This is a genomic window from Rhodococcus sp. 05-2256-B1, from assembly GCF_002258465.1.
Taxonomy (GTDB): Bacteria; Actinomycetota; Actinomycetes; order Mycobacteriales; family Mycobacteriaceae; genus Rhodococcoides; species Rhodococcoides fascians.
The window spans coordinates 355,578-373,993 of the sequence record NZ_NOZA01000031.1 but is presented as its reverse complement, the minus strand read 5'-3'; the positions used below and the strand labels follow the sequence as shown (position 1 = coordinate 373,993).

Here is an 18,416-nt window from a genome sequence, read left to right as displayed (position 1 = left end):
CATCGAAGGCCCCGGTTTCGAAGGGGACGGGTCGGCTGCCGCCCCCGGGCCGCCGGATCGGGGCACGGCCCTTCGTGTCGGTGGGGCGTGATTGCATGTCCCGCATGAGCACGGACGGCAGACACGGCGCGACGGTCACCCTCGTCCGTGCACCCAGGGTGGCGCAGCCGCCCCGCCGGTGGACCGATTCCGCTGCCCGGTTGCTGGCGTGGACTCCCGATTCGGCGGCGGAGGCGGCTCAGGGCGCTCCTCGATGGAACCCCTGGCAGGTGCTCGGCGGGCCCGGCTCGGGAAAGACAGCGCTCGTGGCGGACTACGCAGTCTCCCGAATCGTGTCCGGCGATCCGGAATCGGTCCTGGTGCTCACTCAGTCGAAGCGCGCGTCCATCACGCTCCGCGAGCAGATCACCGCCGGTCTGTTCAGCGGCGATCACGCGCTGCGCGCCACGCGCGAACCGCTGGTACGTACGGTGCACTCCTATGCGTTCGCGGTACTCAGGTTGCAGGCCTCCCTCTACGGCAATCCGCCTCCTCGACTGCTGACCGGTGCCGAGCAGGACGCGGTGGTCCGCGAGATGCTGCGGGGCGACATCGAGGACGGCGCAACCGACTGGCCGGATCGATTGCGCCCGGCTCTCGGTACCGCAGGATTCGTCACCGCGGTGCGAGACATGATGCTCCGATCCGCAGAACGCGGAATCGGACCCGAGGATCTGGTCAAGCTGGGCCGCACGCGCGGCAGACCCGAATGGATCGCCGTCGGCAAATTCGCGGCTCGATACGAACAAGCCATGTTGCTGCGCGGCGCAGTCGGCGTCGAAGCCGCAGGGGCCACGGCACCGGGCCTCGACGCGGCCGAGCTCATCGGCAGCGCACTGATGGCGTTCGCCACCGACCCGGATCTGCTGCGCAGTGAGCGCGCCCGCATCCGGCACCTCGTCGTCGACGATGCACAGCACCTCGATCCGCAAGCTGCGCAGCTGATTCGGTTGATCGGCACCGATACCGAATCGACCGTGATCGCCGGGGACCCCGATCAATCCGTCTTCACGTTCCGTGGAGCGGATCCCACGTTCGTGGCCGATCTGCTCGATGCGGACTCGCCTCGACGGGTGGTCCTGACGCGGAACTTTCGATCGGTGCCTGCAGTGGCGGAACTGACCGACATCGTGGCGGGGCGACTGCCCGGGCTCGGTCGGCACCGCAGTCCCGAGCCGGTGGCCACGGCTCGGTTCGGCGAGCCGGAGGCCCGGGTACACGTCGTGTCTTCGCCTGCCAAGGAAGCCGCGATCATCTCCGACGCCATGCGACGCGCGCACCTGATCGACGGAATGCCCTGGTCCGAGATGGCGATCGTCGTGCGGTCGGTCCCGCGTACCGTCGCGCCGCTGCGTCGCGCTCTGCACGCGGCCGGTGTCCCCATGATCACCCCGGCTTCGGAGTTGCCGTTGCATCGCCAGCACGGAGCGGTGGGCTTGCTGCTGGTGCTGCGGGCGATCTCCGACCCGTCGTTCGACGGAGAAGATGCGCTGGCTCTGCTGTCCGGCCCGATCGGGGGTGCCGATCCGGTAGGTCTGCGGCGGCTGCGCCGAGGTGTCCGCAGACTCGAACTGGCCTCGGGCGGCGAGCGCGATTCGGCCGAACTGCTCAGAGTCGTTCTCACCGGCGAGACGCGAGAGAAGTTCGGGTGGATCACTGGTCTGTCGGACGTGGAAGCGGCACCGCTGCGACGAGCACTGAGCGTCGTTCGTAAGGCGCGAGCGGTGGCTCGGGAGGGCCGCGGAGTCGAGGACGTGCTGTGGGCTGCGTGGCAGGCGTCCGGACTCGAGCGGCGTTGGGCCGCCGCGTCCGCGTGGGGTGGGTCCGCGGGTGCTCAGGCCGATCGAGACCTCGACGCGGTGGTCGCACTCTTCGACGCCGCGGCGGCCTACGTCGACAGGCTGCCGCGCGCGCAGCTGGGCGGATTCCTCGATTACATTGCGCAGCAACAGATTCCTACCTCGAGCTCGAATCGTTCGACTGCGCCGGCCGATGCGGTGACGCTGCTCAGCGCGCACTCGGCAGCCGGTCGCGAATGGGAACTGGTGGCGGTCGCCGGGGTTCAGGAGGGGCTGTGGCCGGGTCTGCGAGCGCGCGGCAGCCTCCTCGGAACCGACACGCTCGTCGATCTGGTGTCCGGCAAGGTCGACGCGGCTGCGGCCCTCGACGGACGACTGTCGAAAGCTGCACCGCTACTCGCCGAGGAACGCAAGCTCTTCCTCGTGGCGTGCAGTCGCGCGCGCTCCACTCTGCTCGTCACCGCCGTGGACTCGAGCACGGGCGATACCGATCTGGTCCGCTCCCGATTCGTCGACGAACTCCGGGGAGTCGACGGCGACGCAGATCCCGTCCCGCTGCCCGAAGGTTCCGAGCCGCCGACCCCGCACCGGGTGTTGGCATTACCGATGTTGGTCGCCGAGCTTCGCGGGGTCGTCTGTGATCCCGTTGTCGCCGAACATGATCCGGACAAGCGAGCGCGCGCCGCGCGGCACCTGGCCACACTCGCCGAGGCCGGCGTCCGAGGCGCACATCCCGACGAGTGGTTCGGAATTGCGGGCCTCAGCACCAGCGAGCCCCTGTGGCACCTCGGCGATGGGCCGGTCCCGCTCTCGCCATCGACGGTGGAACAGCTCACCACGTGCCCGCTGCGCTGGATGCTCGAACGTCACGGAGGAAACGACGGCACCAACACTCACGCCGTCACCGGAACCCTCGTGCACACTCTGGTGCAGGCGGTGGCAGGCCGGATTCCACCGGACCAGCTCAGGCGGGCACTCGAGACGGCGTGGGATGCAGTCGATCTCGGATCACAGTGGTTCTCGCGTCACGAGCTCGATCGAACCGGGGCGATGCTCGACACGTTCGAGAATTGGCTGCAGGGCACCCGAGGCGAGCTCACCGAGGCGGGCGTCGAGGTACAGGTCGACGGCATTCTGGCCGCCCGATCCGAGGACGAGCCTGCGGTCGCCCTGCGCGGCCGGATCGATCGGCTCGAACACGATCCGGACGGCCGCCCGGTCGTCATCGACGTCAAGACGGCCAAAACGGTGATGTCCAAGGAAGACGCGCGCAATCACCATCAATTGGCTACGTATCAGGTCGCCGCTGCCGCGGGCGCAATCGAGGGAGAGCCCGCGGGCGAACCCGGGGGTGCCCGGTTGGTGTTCGTGGCCAAACCGCACAACAAGGACGGCGCAACGCAGCGGATCCAGGAGGTGCCGACACCGGAGAAACTCGAGGAATGGCGAGACACCGTCCACCGGGCGGCCTCGGCGACGCAGGGTCCCGTCTTCGAAGCCAGAGTCAACGACGGGTGCAGACATTGCCCCGTCAAATCCAGTTGCCCGGCCCACGAGACAGGACGGCAGGTGACCGAGCAGTGACCGCCTCGGCGACGCGCAGCGCAACCGTGCGGGTCTCACCCGTCGAACTGTCCCGCGCCCTCGGGCAGAAGCACCCACCCACCGACGAGCAGGCGGCGGTGATCGCCGCCCCACCCGGTCCGACGCTCGTCGTGGCAGGCGCAGGGGCTGGGAAGACCGAGACGATGGCCGCGCGAGTGGTGTGGATGGTGGCCAACGGGTTCGTCGATCCGGATCAGGTACTCGGACTGACCTTCACCCGCAAGGCTGCGCAGCAACTGACGTCCCGAATCCGCGCTCGGCTGGCGCGGCTCGCCGGGTCGGATCTGGTGCGCGCGCTGGATCCGAGTCTGGCACTGCGCGAACGGATTCTCGCCGCCGAGCCGGAGGTGAGCACCTACCACTCGTATGCCGGGCGACTGCTCACCGAGCACGGCCTGTTGCTGCCCATCGAGCCCTCCGCGACGCTGCTGTCGGAGACCGAACTGTGGCAGCTCGCGCATCGTGTGGTCAGCACGTGGGACGGCGATCTCGACACCGACCGAAATCCCACGTCGGTGACCGAGGCGGTACTCGCCCTCTCCGGTCAGCTGGCCGAGCATCTGGTGGACCCCGACCAGCTGCGCGAGGCGCACGTGGAACTCGAGAAATTGGTGCACACACTCGGCCCCGGTCCGCGTCAACGTGGTGGGCCGACCAAGGAGCTGCTCAACATCCTCGATGCCCAACATCAACGAATCACGTTGCTGCCGTTGGTGGAACGACTCGCGCAGACGCTTCGGCACGAAGGGGCACTGGATTTCGGTTCGCAGATGTCGATGGCGGCGCGGGTCGCGGCCGAACATCGCGAAGTGGGAATCGCAGAGCGGCAACGCTTTCGGCTCGTTCTGCTCGACGAATACCAGGACACCGGTCATGCCCAGCGGGTGCTGCTGTCCTCACTGTTCGGATCCGGTAGCGATGCCACCCTGGCGCTGACAGCCGTGGGCGATCCGATGCAGTCGATCTACGGGTGGCGAGGGGCGTCGGCGGCGAACCTGCCGCGGTTCGCCACCGATTTCCCGCAGGCGGACGGCAGTCCGGCACCGCGGCTCGAACTCCTCACCAGCTGGCGCAACCCGCCCGAGGCACTCGCTCTCGCCAATCTGATCACCGACCCCCTGCGCCGCGTCGGTGTACCGGTGCCGACCCTGCGGGCCCGGCCGGGCGCGGTGCCCGGCGATGTACGGCTGGCCGTCACCGACACCGTCCTCGACGAACGGGAATGGATCGCCGACCGAATCGCCGAGCACTACCGCGAGGCCCTCGAACTGGACCGGCCTCCGCCCAGTGCCGCGGTACTCGTGCGGCGCAACGCCGATGCCGAGCCGATCGCCGAGGTGTTGCGTAGCCGTGGCCTACCCGTCGAGGTGGTCGGGCTCGGCGGATTGCTGCATGTGCCGGAGGTCGCCGACATCATCGCGATGCTGCGTCTGGTGGCCGATCCGACTGCGGGCAGCTCGGCCATGCGTATCCTCACGGGCTCCCGATGGCAGATCGGGGCCGCCGATCTGCGGGCGCTCGCTCAGCGCGCCAAGGAGCTCGAGATTCGGGGCGGCTACGGTACCGCGGGCCGTGTCGACGACCCACAGGCGCTCGACGCCGCGCTCGGAAGTGCCCTGCCGGGGGAACAGTCGGAGCAGGCCGGTCTGGCCGACGCCATCGCCGATCCAGGTTCGGCCGAACGATATTCGGAGGCCGGGCACCGACGCATCACTGCGCTCGCCGGAGAACTACATCTGTTGCGCGACCGTATCGGGCAGCCGCTGACGGAACTGGTCGCCGACATCGAACGCATCATGGGCATCGGCGTCGAAGCGCAGGCGCGGACACCGTTCGGTGTGGATGGGGCAGTCGGGCGCGAGCATCTCGACGAATTCGCCCATGTGGTGGCCGATTACGCCGACAACCCAACGGCCACGGTCACCGGATTCCTGTCGTTCCTCGCGGCGGCAGAGACTGTCGAGGACGGGTTGGCTCCGGGCGAGGTCGAGGTAGCCCCGCATCGAGTACAGGTGCTGACGGTGCATTCGGCGAAGGGCCTCGAATGGGAGGTCGTGGCCGTACCGCACGTGGCGACCGGAGTGTTCCCGTCCTCGAACGCCTCGTCGACCTGGCTCGGGGCGATGGCCGAACTGCCGCCGTCCCTGCGCGGCGACCGCGCTCTCGACGGTGAGGGTTCCGAGGGGGTACCGGTACTCGAGCTCGAGGACCTCTACAACCGAAAGGACCTCGAGGACGCCGTCAAGCTGCACAAGGATGCGCTCGCTCGGCGTCGGCTCGCGGAGGACCGTCGACTGTTCTACGTTGCACTCACCAGAACCGAACGGGTGCTGCTGGTCTCGGCGCATCAGTGGGACGAGACGTCCACGAAGCCTCGTGGCCCGTCCGAGTTTCTCGACGAGCTCCACCGGTACACCTCGACGGCCGAGGACGCCGTCGCGGTGGTCGAGCAGTGGGCACCGGCCCCCGAAGCCGGAGCCGTCAACCCGTTGGGGGCCGAGCCGCATACGGCATCCTGGCCGCGAGATCCGCTCGGGCCGCGGCGAGGCGCGATCGAGAGTGGTGCGGCCGAAGTCCTGCGGGCCTTGGCCGACAGGGCCGGCTCCCACCATGATTCGGACGAAGACGAGGACGAGGACGAGCCGGAGAAGTGGGGCTTCGACGTCCGGACCTTGCTGGCCGAGCGCTCGGCGCGGGCCGTTGCCGGGGTCGATGTCGCACTACCCGAGAACTTGTCGGTGACTCAGCTGGTCGACTTGGCGGCAGATCCGGATGCGCTCGCCTCGCGACTGCGCCGGCCACTTCCGTTTCCCCCGAATCCGTTGGCGCGCCGTGGAACAGCGTTTCACGCGTGGATCGAGCGCCGGTTCGGCGCGACCCGACTGCTCGATCTCGACGAACTGCCGGGCTCCGCCGATACCGGTGCTTCTGCCGATGTGGACCTGGACACTCTTCAGCGGGCGTTCGAGGCCTCCGATTGGGCTCTGCGCAGCCCGGTGGAGGTAGAGGTGCCGTTCGAGACGTCGGTGGCAGGAACGGTGCTGCGCGGTCGGATCGACGCGGTGTTCGCCGACCCGGACGGCGGCTGGACCGTCGTGGACTGGAAGACCGGAGCCGAACCGTCGGCGTCCGAGCAGCAGGCGGTGGCGATGCAGCTGGCGGCGTACCGGCTGGCGTGGGCGGAGTTGATGTCCGTCGGTCGTGCCGAGCCGGTACCGCTCGATCGCGTCCGTGCGGCGTTCCACTACGTCCGCAGCGGTCGTACCATCTCGCCCGAAAAGCTGCCTGACGCAACAGCTTTGGCGGCGCTGCTCGAAGGTCGATCCGTCGTGGACGACATCGACACTACGGTGCCAGTCGACGAGCTTTCAGAGCCTCGGTGACCAGTGGGATCTGCAGGGGGAGACGAGCGATCATGGCGGCCTTCAAGGCCGGTGACGTCTTGGAGCTGCGTACGTACTTCCATGCGAGGTTGATGTTGGCGGGGAAGACCGCGACGAACAGGCCCGCTGCCAACGCACCGCCCACTCGACGGGTGCGGGGTGCGGCCAACGTGGCAGCCACAGCGAGCTCGGCTACTCCCGATACCTGGGTGTACGTCCGCGCCGAACCTGGCAGGGCGGTCGGTACCTGCGCATCGAAGAATTGGGGAGTGACGAAATGGAGTACTCCGGCGCCGGCGAGCAATCCCGCGAGACGCAGCGCTGCGGCCTGACTCGGTCTCTGTGTCATGCACACACCGTGCCACACGGTGCTGCATCCGCCCATCCGGTCCGCTCGAAGCGGTCGGTTGTCGACGCAGAAGCGCGGCATGGGGTTACGCTGCGTGCCGTGAATGATCTCGACTTCGGTGAGCACCTCGGTGGGCGACGTGGGAGGTAGGTTGCGCACGCGCCTGGGGGACAGCGGCGCGTTGACCGACAAGCCCGATTTCGCGCTGGTAGGTGTGCTGCGGGTTCCGGAAATCGAATCCAGCCCGTGGAGCGCGATCTACAAGCGGGTTCTGATGGCGTTGGGGATTCTCTTTCTCGCGGCGTTCGTCGTCTACCTCGATCGCGACGGCTACAGCGACAATCAGAACGGCGAGCTGTCGTTCCTCGACGCGTTCTATTACGCGACGGTGTCGTTGTCGACCACCGGATACGGTGACATCGCGCCGATGAGTCCGTCTGCGCGTCTGGTCAACATTCTGGTCATCACCCCCTTACGAGTCCTGTTCCTCATTCTGTTGGTCGGCACCACGCTGTCGGTTCTCACCGAGCGGTCTCGACAGGCATTCAAAATTCAGCGATGGAGACGCAGCGTGCGCAATCACACCGTGGTCATCGGTTTCGGTACCAAGGGCCGAACCGCAGTCGACGCGATGCTCGGCGACGGAGTGTCGGCCTCGGACATCGTCGTGGTCGACACCGACCAGACCGTGCTCGACGCGGCCTCGGCGATGGGTCTGGTCACCGTCCACGGCTCGGCCACCAAGTCCGATGTGCTTCGGCTCACGGGCGCTCAACATGCCGCGGCCATCATCGTGGCGACCAATCGCGACGACACGGCGGTCCTGGTGACGCTGACGGCCAGGGAAATCGCTCCGAAGGCCAAGATCGTCGCCGCGATCCGAGAGGCCGAGAACACGCACCTGGTGCGCCAGTCCGGCGCGGATTCGGTTGTCGTCTCGTCCGAAACTGCGGGTCGGCTGCTCGGTATCGCCACGTCCACACCGTCCGTCGTGGAGATGATCGAGGATCTTCTCACCCCGGAGGCAGGCTTCGCCGTCGCAGAGCGAGAGGTGGAGCGGGACGAGGTGGGCGGTTCACCGCGTCATCTGGCCGACATCGTGTTGGGAGTGGTCCGCGGCGGCAAGCTGTTCCGGGTCGGATCACCCGAGGTCGACGCGATCGAGGCAACCGACCGACTGCTGTACATCCGTCGCGTGGCCGACTGAGCAGGCCCAGTAGGGTCGTGAGCGTGCCGAATTTTCAGCTCGTCCATCCACCTCGACTGTCTCGATCACCGCTCGACCGGGCCGAGGAATTGCGCCGCGACACAGCGGCACTGGCCGCCGGTTGGTCCACGGCTCGCATACTCGACGTGGACGGTCGCGGCAGATTCGCAGTGGACGACGGTGGTCTGGTCTTCGTCGACGCCGCAGACGTGGCCACGGAACCGACCGAGGACGTGGTCTTCCTCGGGATTCATGAAGATCGTCACCTGTGGACCCGGCGCGTAGAACTCGTCCAGGGCACGTTGGGAGATCTGCGCACCGACGGTGAGCGCCTCGACAGTGTGTCGCTGTCGATGGTCACCGGGGCTCTGGCCATCCTCAATTGGCACGCCAGTGCGCGGTTCAGCTCGCTCGACGGCGCTCCGTCCGTTCCGTCGGCTGCAGGCTGGTCGCGGACCAGCACGTCCTCGGGTCACGAAGAGTTTCCGCGCACCGATCCTGCGGTGATCTGCCTGGTTCACGACGGCGCGAATCGAGTGCTGTTGGCGCGCGCACCGATGTGGCCCGAACGTCGGTTCTCGGTGTTGGCCGGATTCGTCGAGGCCGGCGAGTCGCTGGAGACCTGCGTCGCGCGAGAGATCAAGGAAGAAGTGGGGCTGGACGTATCCGGCATCGAATATCTCGGCAGTCAGCCGTGGCCGTTTCCGCGCTCGGTGATGATCGGCTTCTCGGCCGTCGCCGACCCGGATCAGCCGCTCGCATTTCAGGACGGCGAGATCGCCGAGGCGCACTGGTTCGAGCGGACCGAGGTCGTCGCCGCCCTCGAACTGGGCGACTGGGGATCGGAGTCGACGTCTCGATTGCTGCTTCCCGGATCCATCTCGATCGCTCGCGGGATGCTGGAGGCGTGGGCAGCGACGACCTGACGCTCGATCAGAGCGACAGAGCGCGCTTGACCTCGGCGAGACTGGGGTTGGTTGCCGTCGATCCGTCCGCGAACTGCACGGTGGGCACGATGTGGTTTCCGTTGTTGACGCTGCCGACGAACTCGGCGGACTCGGGGTTCTGCTCGATGTCGATCTCGGAGTAGGCGATTCCCGCCTCGTCGAGCTGAGTCTTGAGCCGGCGGCAGTACCCGCACCAGGTGGTGGAGTAGACGGTCAGCGCGGCCGGGGTCTGTGGGGTGTTCTCGGTAGTGGTCACGGAGACAGTTAACAGCAGGGCGCAGGTGATTGTTCCGTGACGGCCGCCTCGGCGAGTCTCGGCGGCGTCGGGCCCGGACATCGCTGTCGGTAGGCACTGACACAATGGACCCATGGCTGACGACGCGATGACTGCCGGGCTCGATCCGGAGCAATCCGCGGCAGTGCTGGCCCCTCGCGGTCCGGTCTGTGTGCTCGCCGGGGCAGGAACGGGCAAGACCCGCACGATCACTCGACGCATCGCGCATCTCGTGTCCGCGGGGCACGTGTCCTCCGGCCAGGTGTTGGCGGTCACCTTCACCGCGCGGGCGGCCGGTGAGATGCGCGGCCGTCTTCGAGAACTCGGCGTCGGGGGAGAGGGTCCTCCGGTGCAGGCCCGTACCTTCCACGCTGCCGCGATGCGCCAGCTCAAATATTTCTGGCCACAGGTCGTCGGCGACACCGGGTGGCAGCTGCTCGACCGTAAGTTCACCGTCGTCTCGCAGGCGGCTAACCGGGCCGGCGTGTCCACCTCCACCGACGCCATCCGCGACCTCGCGGGCGAGATCGAGTGGGCGAAAGGCTCGTTGATCGCCCCCGAGGACTACCCGCGCATAGCGGCGAGCAACCGACGCGACGTGCCCATGGACGCAGCCAAGGTCGCTGCGGTGTACGCGGGATACGAAGAACTCAAATCTCGCGGCGGCGACGGCATGTTGCTCGACTTCGACGATCTGCTGTTGCACACCGCCGCGGCGCTCGAAGAGCACTCCTCGGTTGCCGACGAATTTCGAGAACGCTATCGCTGCTTCGTCGTCGACGAGTATCAGGACGTGACGCCGCTCCAACAGCGGGTTCTCGACGCCTGGGTGGGCGATCGTGACGACCTCACCGTCGTCGGGGATGCGAATCAGACGATCTACTCGTTCACCGGAGCATCCCCTCGCTACCTGCTCGACTTCTCTCGCAAGTATCCCGAGGCCACGGTTGTCCGTCTCGAACGTGACTACCGATCGACACCGGAGGTCGTGTCGTTGGCCAATCGCGTGATCGGTGCCGCGCGGGGTCGCATTGCGGGCACTCGGCTGCAGCTGATCGGTCAGCGTGATTCCGGTCCGGAGCCGGAGTTCTTCGAATACGACGACGAGCCCGCCGAAGCGGACGGAGTGGCACGCGCGGTGAAGAGGTTGATCTCGAAAGGCGTCGAGCCTGCCGAGATCGCAATTCTGTACCGCATCAATGCGCAGTCCGAGGCGCACGAGCAGGCCCTGACCGAGCTGAAGATTCCCTATCAGGTTCGCGGCGGCGAGGGTTTCTTCACTCGACCCGAAGTGCGGCAGGGAGTCAATGCACTGCGCCAGGCTGCTGGCCGAGACGATCTACCCGACGGCTCTCGTTCCGGGGACGGCCTGACCGGTCTGGTTCGGGCCGTGCTGGCTCCACTGGGGTTGACCGCTACCGAGCCGACCGGTGCGCAGGCGCGGGAGAAGTGGGCCTCCCTGGGAGGTCTCGTGCAACTCACCGAGGAATTGTTGTTGCACGACCCCGAACTGACCCTCGACTCACTTCTCGGTGAACTCGCGGCTCGCGCCGAGGCGCGACATCCACCGACGGTGCAGGGCGTGACGCTGGCCTCGCTGCATGCGGCGAAGGGGCTCGAGTGGGATGCAGTGTTCATCGTCGGGCTTGCCGACGGAACGCTGCCGATATCTCACGCGATCGGCAACGATCCCAGTGCGAACAACGAGGCCGCCGTCGAGGAGGAGCGTCGCCTTCTCTACGTGGGTGTCACCCGGGCGCGGGTCCACCTGCACCTGTCGTGGGCCCTGGCCCGTAACGAGGGTGGGCGCAAGTCGCGTCGCCGCTCCCGATTCCTCGTCGGATTGGTGCCCGAGGATTCGCCCGCGTCGCGCATCGCGGCACCCGCGGCCAAGAGGTCCGGGCCCAAGTGCAGAATCTGCGGTAAGCCGCTGATCGGGACGTCGGCCACGATGCTCGGACGATGCGATAGCTGCCCGTCCAACGTGGACATCGCCCTGCTCGACGCGTTGAAGTCGTGGCGCCTGGACAAGTCTCGTGAACTCAAGGTGCCCGCATACGTCGTGTTCAGTGACAACACGTTGACTGCTATCGCGGAACAGCAACCGCAGGACGAGCGTGGACTCGTTGCGATACCGGGAATCGGGGCCAAGAAGCTCGAGCGCTTCGGCGAGGACGTGCTCACGGTGGTGCGGTCCTCCGACCGGTAACCGTCCGTCGAACAGCTGCCGTAAAACTGCTGGTCAAAAATAACTTGTGCAGATCTCGGCGGGGGGCTTAGTCTGTTTCTCGTGTCGCGGGAGACCGCACACTGCCCAGTCCGCCCACGAGACCAGAACAGGAGCTGAAGAACATGATCGACACATTCGACATCGCCGGTGCAAGAGCAACCGTCGTGCTCAGCCCTGTCTGCGGTGCAACGCCCTTCGGCGATGCGCTGGTCGGTACGCCCGCTGCTGCGGCCGTAGCCGCCGGCTCGGTTGCGCAGACGTGGATTCGTCCCACCGCTTTCGGCCCGATGCACCAGTCCGCATCGGAAGCCCTCGGGTCGAATTCCGCCCCCGGCGTCCTGGCGTTGGCAGCACCCGCTGTGTACACCCATCGACGTCACCGCGCACCACGCGCGTCCGTGTTCGACAGCAGATACCGACTTCACTGTAGGTAGACGCTTCGATTTGCCCACCAGGCCACGGACCCGCACTCGCGGACCGTGGCCTTTGTCGTTCAGGTAGATCCTCTACCCGAGCGTGAGGCCGACATGGTTCGCATTACCCCTCGAACCGATAACGACGCCGCACGAAAAGTAGAGGAGACCGACGTGTCAACCGCCACGATCCGGACGACATGCCGACCAGAGTCCGAAAGCACCTACGCAGCAACAAGTTTCGCCGAATCGGCGGAGCTCGAGCTGTCGGTGCCCTGCCGAGCGGCGAACCCCGACATGTGGTTCGCCGACACCCCTGCCGAATTGGAGCAGGCCAAGGCGCTGTGCGCCGAATGCCCCATCCGCCGAACCTGTCTCAGCGCCGCATTGGATCGCGCCGAGCCATGGGGCGTATGGGGTGGCGAGATCCTGGAACAGGGTGTTGTCATCGCACGCAAGCGTCCTCGCGGACGGCCACGTAAGAACGCGGCATGACGCTCGATCCGGAGGTCCGGCTTCACCGAGTGATTCACTCGGTGAAGCCGGGCAACCATTCCGTCAGAATTGCCATGTACGGCGCATAGGCGTCGAGCTGCGCGCAGATTCCCACCAGGCCGCCCAGTACCCGGAAGATCATCACGTACTCCGGCGGCATGTTCAGCGAGCGAACGGTGCGGAACTGTGCGCTGTTGAAATCGGCTGCGGTGCCTGCCGCTTTCTGCAGCCACGCCCGAGTGAAGTGAAACGACTCGGTGTGAATCGGGTCTGTGAACGGGCGAAGGTAATCGGCAATCTCCTTCTCCGTCACCGTGCGACCCGGCACCACGAAGCCACTTTCGGTGCACAGTTCGACCAGTTCGTCGAACTTGTCGTCACGAGCGAGTGCGACCATCCGGCCGAGGACCGGAGGCAGGCCGTCGGGCATCGGAGCACATGCCCCGAAATCGATGACGCCCATTCGGCCGTCGTCGAGCATCATGAAGTTTCCCGGATGTGGGTCCGCGTGCAACAACTTCGCGCGCGCAGGAGACTCGAACGCGAACCGCGCGAGTAGTTCGCCGGCTCGATTACGCTCGTCCGCAGTTCCGTGCGCGATCACATTGGCCAGGGGCCTGCCCGTCATCCATTCGCTCACAACCACTTTCGGGGCGCTGGCAACGATCTTGGGTACCGCGAACCGAGGATCGCCCGCGAATTCCTTGCTGAAGGCGCGCTGATTGGTTGCCTCAATACGGTAGTCGAGCTCGTCCTCGGTGCGAGCCGTCAGCTCTTCGAGCACGGGCTTGACGTCCGTACCGGCGAGCACCGTGCTGAACAGATTCGCGAAACGAGACAGAGTCTTGAGGTCCGACCGCAGGGCGTCGTCCGCACCCGGATACTGGATCTTGACCGCGACGTCGCGCCCGTCCGCCCACGTGGCTCGGTGGACCTGGCCGATGCTGGCCGAGGCGATAGCGGTGTCGTCGAAACTCTCGAACCGTGATCGCCACGCCGTACCCAGTTGTTGATCGAGTACGCGATGCACTGTCTTGGCCGGCATGGGCGGGCCCTGAGCCTGCAGCTTCGTCAGTGCCTCACGGTAGGGCTCCGAATACTCCTCGGGGACGGCGGCTTCCATCACCGACAGCATCTGACCGAGCTTCATGGCCCCGCCTTTGAGCTCTCCGAGGACGGAGAAGAGTTGCTCGGCTGCTTTGGCGGCCATGTCCGCGTCGATCTCGTCGCGGTTTCCGCCGGCGAGCTTCTTTCCGAAGCCCATCGCGGCACGTCCGGCCATTCCCAGGGGAATGCTGGCTAGTTTCGCGGTACGAGTGGATCCACGGCGCGGTATGTCTGACACAGCTCCATCATGGCTGAACCTTCCGACAAATGCTCGGACCGGTGAAACCGTGGCCTCGACTGCCGAGGTGGGCGGGTGGTCGAGTGACCGTGTCGTCAGTACCAGCAATCGCAATGCGGATGTCGCGTCCACTGTCTTTTGTGCACGGACGTACCGGTTGCCGCGAAACTCAGCTCCATCGTGCAGTCGGTGGTTTCGGGCATCGTTCCGTCCGTGCGATCGATGAGGGTCTCGAGTTGCGCGAACGCGAACGCCGCCGTGGCCAACACCGTGGCGGTACTCGCCTGGCCCACCGTGCCGAGCAGATGTGCGGACAGATGCGGCCACTCCGGATCGAGATCACAGCGGGTGAGATCGGCGCAGCGCAGGCAACTCGTCTGTCCGGGCACTACGAACGGGCCGACGATTCCTTTCCCGTCCCGCAGTCGCACCTGCAGGTGCGGGATCCTTTTCCGCACCAGATCGGTCACCAGACGAGGCTCGGCGACGAGGTCGTCGGTGAGCACGACCACGTCGTACTGCCACGAGTTCACGGCGAGGTGCGGATAGCGTGTCGGGGTCAGGCTCGTTCTGGTCACCGCGACACTGGTGCGCCGCAACCCGGCGGTCAGCGCATCCGAGAGCGGCCCGCGGCCCACGAGATGCACGGAACGAATGTCGCGCAGTTCACTCGACGGAGCGTCCGCGTTGCTCGCCGCCGGGCCACTCGTGCCGTGCACGAGCAGGCCGGAATCGTCCAATTCGGCGAGCATCGACGACACTCGGTTCGCGGACAAACCCAACGTCATTGCGTGACAGACGATGTGAGGCCTGGAACGTCCTGCCGCGAGAAGCCGCAGGATCTCGAGTATCGAGCCCGGTTCCGCACCGGGAGGGGGAGTGACGACGACGCTGGTCTCGGGGCTCCACCCCAATTGAACGGTTCCGTCCCGTCGCGGCAGGATGGCCACCGCGGGATCGAGTCGAACGGTCGATGTGATCATGAACCACACTGTGACACTCGGTCGAACGGCAAACGCCCGCTCGAAGCACGTTATCCACAGGGGAAAATGGGCTTCGAGCAGGCGTTCGACGGGGCCGACGGCATTGGTGTGCGCCGTCCCGGTTCAGGGTGTGGAAGAGCCCTTGTCCGGATGGTCGTCGCCGTCCTCCGAGGCGTCGTCCGTGCTGTGTTCCGCTCGTTCGGCGGCCTCCTTTGCCTCCATCGCCTCGAGTTGCGCGATGGGGTCGTCGAAGCTGGAGGTGCCGCCGCCGACGACTCGGTCGATGAACGCCGCCGGATTGTCCAGGTCGGATGCGTCGGGCAGGAGATCCGGGTGTGCCCACACCCCGTCGCGGCCCTCCACGTCCGCGGCGGCCAGTAGTTGGCGCCACAGATCGGCGGCCTCGCGCACCTTTCGGGGACGCAACTCGAGACCGACCAACGTCGCGAACGTCTGCTCTGCCGGGCCGCCGGAGGCGCGGCGACGGCGAATGGTCTCGGCGAGGGCAACCGCGCCGGGGAGACGGTCGCCGAGTGCGGCCGTGACCACGGTCTCCACCCAGCCCTCCACCAGTGCCAGCAACGTTTCGAGACGTTCGAGAGCGTGCTTCTGCTCGGGTGTGGTCTGCGGCTCGAACGAACCCTGCTGCAGCAGCGCTTCGATCTTCGACGGATCCGTCAGCGCCGACGGGTCGAGCCCGGCAGCGGCTTCCTCGATTGCCGAGAAATCCATGCGGATGCCGCGAGCATATTCCTCGACAGTGGCGAGAACCCGCTGGCGCAGCCACGGGACGTGGCTGTACAGCCGCTGGTGTGCAGCCTCGCGGGCGGCCAGGAACACCAGCACCTCACGCTCGGGCTGTTCGAGACCTTCGCTGAACGACGCGATCGCCGACGGTAGCAACGCGGCGGTGCCCGACGGGCCGAGCGGGAGACCGATGTCGGTGGAGGTGAGAACTTCCTTCGACAGTTGGCCCAGTGCCTGACCGAGTTGCGAGCCGAACGCCATTCCGCCCATCTGGGTCAGCATGCCCATCATCGGTCCGGCCATCTGCTGAGCCTCCGGCGGCAACCCGGAGGTCCACATGCCCGAAATCTGCTCGGCGACCGGATCGCACAGCCGCTTCCAGGTGTCGATGGTGTTGTCGAGCCAGTCGACCGGCGTCCACGCTGCAGTCTTGGTGGCACCGGCAGGCAATGTGGTGGCACCGTCCAGCCAGAGCTCGGCGAGGTGCGCGGCCTCGGTGATGGCCTCACGCTCCCCGGCCGACACCGGGCTGAAATCGCCCATCTGCTGTCGGGCCAATTGCTTGGCGAGGTCGTAATTGACCGGTCCGGCCGACGATCCGCCCGACCCCGCGGCACCCATGCCGCTGAGCATCTGGCCGAACTGGGTGAGCATCTGGCCCAGTTGTGCAGGGTCGAAGCCCTCCGCCCCGAACCCGAAACCGGCGGGGTTACCCGACCCGTCCGGATCCTTCTTCTTGTCCGGGTCGTCGTCGGAAGCACCGAAACCAAAATTGCTCATGGCTCAACGGTACAAGCCATGAGCACTCGGAGCGCGAAAGATCGTCACGCTGACGGCGAACAGAACGGCTTCGTCGCATCGTGCGTCGGGCTCCGGCAGGGGCGGTATCCACGCCGCCGCACGTTCGGATCTAGTGTCTACCGAGTGAACCGAAGGATCGCCACACTCGTCGCAGCGCTGGTACCGGTCGTGGTGCTGGGCGTCACCGGCTCGGTCGTCACCGTTCCGTTCGCGGCACTCGGCCCCGGGCCGACGTACAACACTCTCGGTGACGTCGACGGAGTGCCCGTAGTCCAGATCGACGGCACCGACGTCGACCCCACCGCAGGCCATCTGAACATGACGACGGTGGCCGTGCGGGATCAGCTCAATCTTTTCGAGGCCCTCGGGTTCTGGGCCAGTGGGCGTCAGGGACTGGTACCTCGTGAGGAGGTGTACCCACCGGACAAGTCGAAAGAGGAAGTGCAGGAAGGTAATCAGGCCGATTTCGAGCAATCGGAATCCAGTGCCGAACTCGCCGCTCTGCATCACCTCGACCTCCCGGTGTCGCTGTCGGTGACGAGCGTGGCCCAGGACGGCCCCGCCGCAGGCGTACTGAACATCGGAGACACTCTGGTTGCGGTGGGCGGCACCCCCGTCTCGACGGCAGGCGCGGTTCGCGAGGCCGTCAGCGCCAAGGCACCCGGCGATTCGCTCGACATCGACTACGTGCGTGATGGTGCCCCTCGTACGGGTTCCGTTGTGCTCGGGGCCAGGCCGGACGATCCCTCCAAGGGATATCTCGGTGTGACGCCCGAGGAGCAGCCGGACGTTCCGTTCGACGTGAAGTTCAATCTCGCCGACGTCGGTGGTCCGTCCGCCGGCTTGATGTTCAGCCTCGCGGTGGTGGACAAACTGAGTCCCGGCGAGCTGAGCAACGGCGAATTCGTGGCGGGAACCGGCACGATCGACGCAGCGGGAACGGTCGGCCCCATCGGCGGTATTCCGTACAAGCTGATAGCAGCTCGTGAGGCAGGGGCCACCACGTTCCTGGTGCCCGACGCCAATTGTGGTGAGGCGCAACAGAATGTGCCCGACGGTCTGCGCTTGGTGCGAGTCGAATCGCTGGACAACGCGATCGACTCGCTCCGAGCGATCGGGTCGGGCGAAGACGCTCCGACGTGTAGCTGACCCGCTCGGTCGTACTTACTCGTCGTCGACCACATCGAACGTCGCGTACAGACCGTGGACGACGTTGGGTGCCAGGTCCTCGGCGATGCGAAGGTCGATGGGAGCGAACGGATCGGCGTCCTCGTCCGGATGCAGTTGCAACAACGTCAACGACGGCCCGTCCTTGAGCACTGCCACGATCAGCCGCGCGTCACGCTTCTCGGGATGGTTCTCGGCGGCCGATCGCGCCGCGTTGTCGGCCGCGTCGGGATCTGCGAGAAGCGGCATCAGCGCATCGTCGAGTGCCGACTCCGCCGCCGGGGGGAGTACGACGATCTCTTGGACGAGTGCGCATCCCACGACGCCCTCGGGCCACGTCGACGTGGCGAGGAATTCGTCGAGGGCGGGGGAGCCGCCGGTGATGTCCTCGGGCAACGAATGCTGCTGGATCGGTGTGAGTGCAGCACCGTCGGCCAGATCGTCGAGCAGGCCGGGTTCTGCCGCGGCGAGGGCAGCGGTGGGCACCAGCGCGAACATCTGGGGCGATTGGCCCCACCCGCCCGCGTCGAAGAAGTCCGCCACCTCACGCGCGCACCGAGCCAATGCCTCGGCGACGCCGGGTCCGCCCGACTCGGGGTCGAAGTCGTCTCCGAAATGTTCCTGGCCGGGCA

Annotated in this window: 14 protein-coding genes; 8 read left to right on the top strand and 6 right to left on the bottom strand. The window is 66.6% G+C overall.

All coding sequences use genetic code 11. The annotated features are described in order from the left end of the window. The first annotated feature begins 95 nt into the window (after nt 1-95). Nucleotides 96-3,422 carry an ATP-dependent helicase gene (locus tag CH285_RS21770; protein WP_094643061.1) on the top strand — a complete coding sequence of 1,109 codons (3,327 nt, stop codon included), beginning with the start codon at nt 96-98 and terminating at the stop codon, nt 3,420-3,422. After that, nucleotides 3,419-6,826, top strand: a complete 3,408-nt coding sequence (locus CH285_RS21765) for an ATP-dependent helicase (protein WP_094643060.1) — start codon at nt 3,419-3,421, stop codon at nt 6,824-6,826. The genes CH285_RS21770 and CH285_RS21765 overlap by 4 nt, the downstream gene beginning before the upstream one ends. Here the strand turns inward: CH285_RS21765 and CH285_RS21760 are convergent. Next, the gene (locus CH285_RS21760; protein WP_032370928.1) at nt 6,789-7,175 is read right to left on the bottom strand and encodes a DoxX family protein; all 387 of its coding nucleotides are present in this window, start codon (nt 7,173-7,175) and stop codon (nt 6,789-6,791) included. The genes CH285_RS21765 and CH285_RS21760 overlap by 38 nt on opposite strands. A 139-nt stretch (nt 7,176-7,314) precedes the next feature. On the opposite strand from CH285_RS21760, the gene CH285_RS21755 reads away from it, so the two are divergent. Then, nucleotides 7,315-8,382, top strand: coding sequence for a potassium channel family protein (locus tag CH285_RS21755; RefSeq protein ID WP_027496550.1), 1,068 nt, complete (start codon nt 7,315-7,317; stop codon nt 8,380-8,382). Between the two features lie 23 nt (nt 8,383-8,405). Beyond that, nucleotides 8,406-9,308 carry an NAD(+) diphosphatase gene (gene nudC / locus CH285_RS21750; RefSeq protein WP_032391659.1) on the top strand — a complete coding sequence of 301 codons (903 nt, stop codon included), beginning with the start codon at nt 8,406-8,408 and terminating at the stop codon, nt 9,306-9,308. 7 nt (nt 9,309-9,315) lie between these two features. Here nudC and CH285_RS21745 read toward each other — a convergent pair whose 3' ends face one another. Then, nucleotides 9,316-9,585 (bottom strand): mycoredoxin, encoded by a 270-nt coding sequence (locus tag CH285_RS21745; RefSeq protein WP_032366324.1) that lies wholly within the window; start codon nt 9,583-9,585, stop codon nt 9,316-9,318. 112 nt (nt 9,586-9,697) lie between these two features. On the opposite strand from CH285_RS21745, the gene CH285_RS21740 reads away from it, so the two are divergent. From CH285_RS21740 to CH285_RS28060, 3 genes are all read left to right on the top strand, one after another. Further along, the gene (locus CH285_RS21740; protein WP_032372680.1) at nt 9,698-11,812 is read left to right on the top strand and encodes an ATP-dependent DNA helicase UvrD2; all 2,115 of its coding nucleotides are present in this window, start codon (nt 9,698-9,700) and stop codon (nt 11,810-11,812) included. A gap of 143 nt (nt 11,813-11,955) precedes the next feature. Then, nucleotides 11,956-12,267 carry a hypothetical protein gene (locus tag CH285_RS21735; RefSeq protein ID WP_032366326.1) on the top strand — a complete coding sequence of 104 codons (312 nt, stop codon included), beginning with the start codon at nt 11,956-11,958 and terminating at the stop codon, nt 12,265-12,267. A gap of 153 nt (nt 12,268-12,420) precedes the next feature. Next, entirely contained in the window at nt 12,421-12,741 is a 321-nt protein-coding gene (locus CH285_RS28060; protein ID WP_027496555.1) for a WhiB family transcriptional regulator, read from the top strand. A gap of 34 nt (nt 12,742-12,775) precedes the next feature. Here the strand turns inward: CH285_RS28060 and CH285_RS21725 are convergent, their stop codons facing one another. The 3 genes from CH285_RS21725 to CH285_RS21715 all read right to left on the bottom strand — a co-directional run bounded on the left by CH285_RS21725 (nt 12,776) and on the right by CH285_RS21715 (nt 16,596). Further along, the gene (locus tag CH285_RS21725) at nt 12,776-14,086 is read right to left on the bottom strand and encodes an ABC1 kinase family protein (protein WP_057474135.1); all 1,311 of its coding nucleotides are present in this window, start codon (nt 14,084-14,086) and stop codon (nt 12,776-12,778) included. 95 nt (nt 14,087-14,181) lie between these two features. Further along, entirely contained in the window at nt 14,182-15,069 is an 888-nt protein-coding gene (locus CH285_RS21720) for a hypothetical protein (protein WP_032407098.1), read from the bottom strand. 123 nt (nt 15,070-15,192) lie between these two features. Then, nucleotides 15,193-16,596 carry a zinc-dependent metalloprotease gene (locus CH285_RS21715; RefSeq protein ID WP_032370729.1) on the bottom strand — a complete coding sequence of 468 codons (1,404 nt, stop codon included), beginning with the start codon at nt 16,594-16,596 and terminating at the stop codon, nt 15,193-15,195. A 144-nt stretch (nt 16,597-16,740) separates the two neighbouring features. Between CH285_RS21715 and CH285_RS21710 the strand changes: the two genes are divergently transcribed. Continuing rightward, the gene (locus CH285_RS21710; RefSeq protein ID WP_032366559.1) at nt 16,741-17,766 is read left to right on the top strand and encodes a YlbL family protein; all 1,026 of its coding nucleotides are present in this window, start codon (nt 16,741-16,743) and stop codon (nt 17,764-17,766) included. A gap of 15 nt (nt 17,767-17,781) precedes the next feature. Here CH285_RS21710 and CH285_RS21705 read toward each other — a convergent pair whose 3' ends face one another. Next, a complete protein-coding gene (locus CH285_RS21705; RefSeq protein WP_094643090.1) occupies nt 17,782-18,348 on the bottom strand; it encodes a PPA1309 family protein in 567 nt (188 codons plus the stop codon). Between the last annotated feature and the right edge of the window lie 68 nt (nt 18,349-18,416).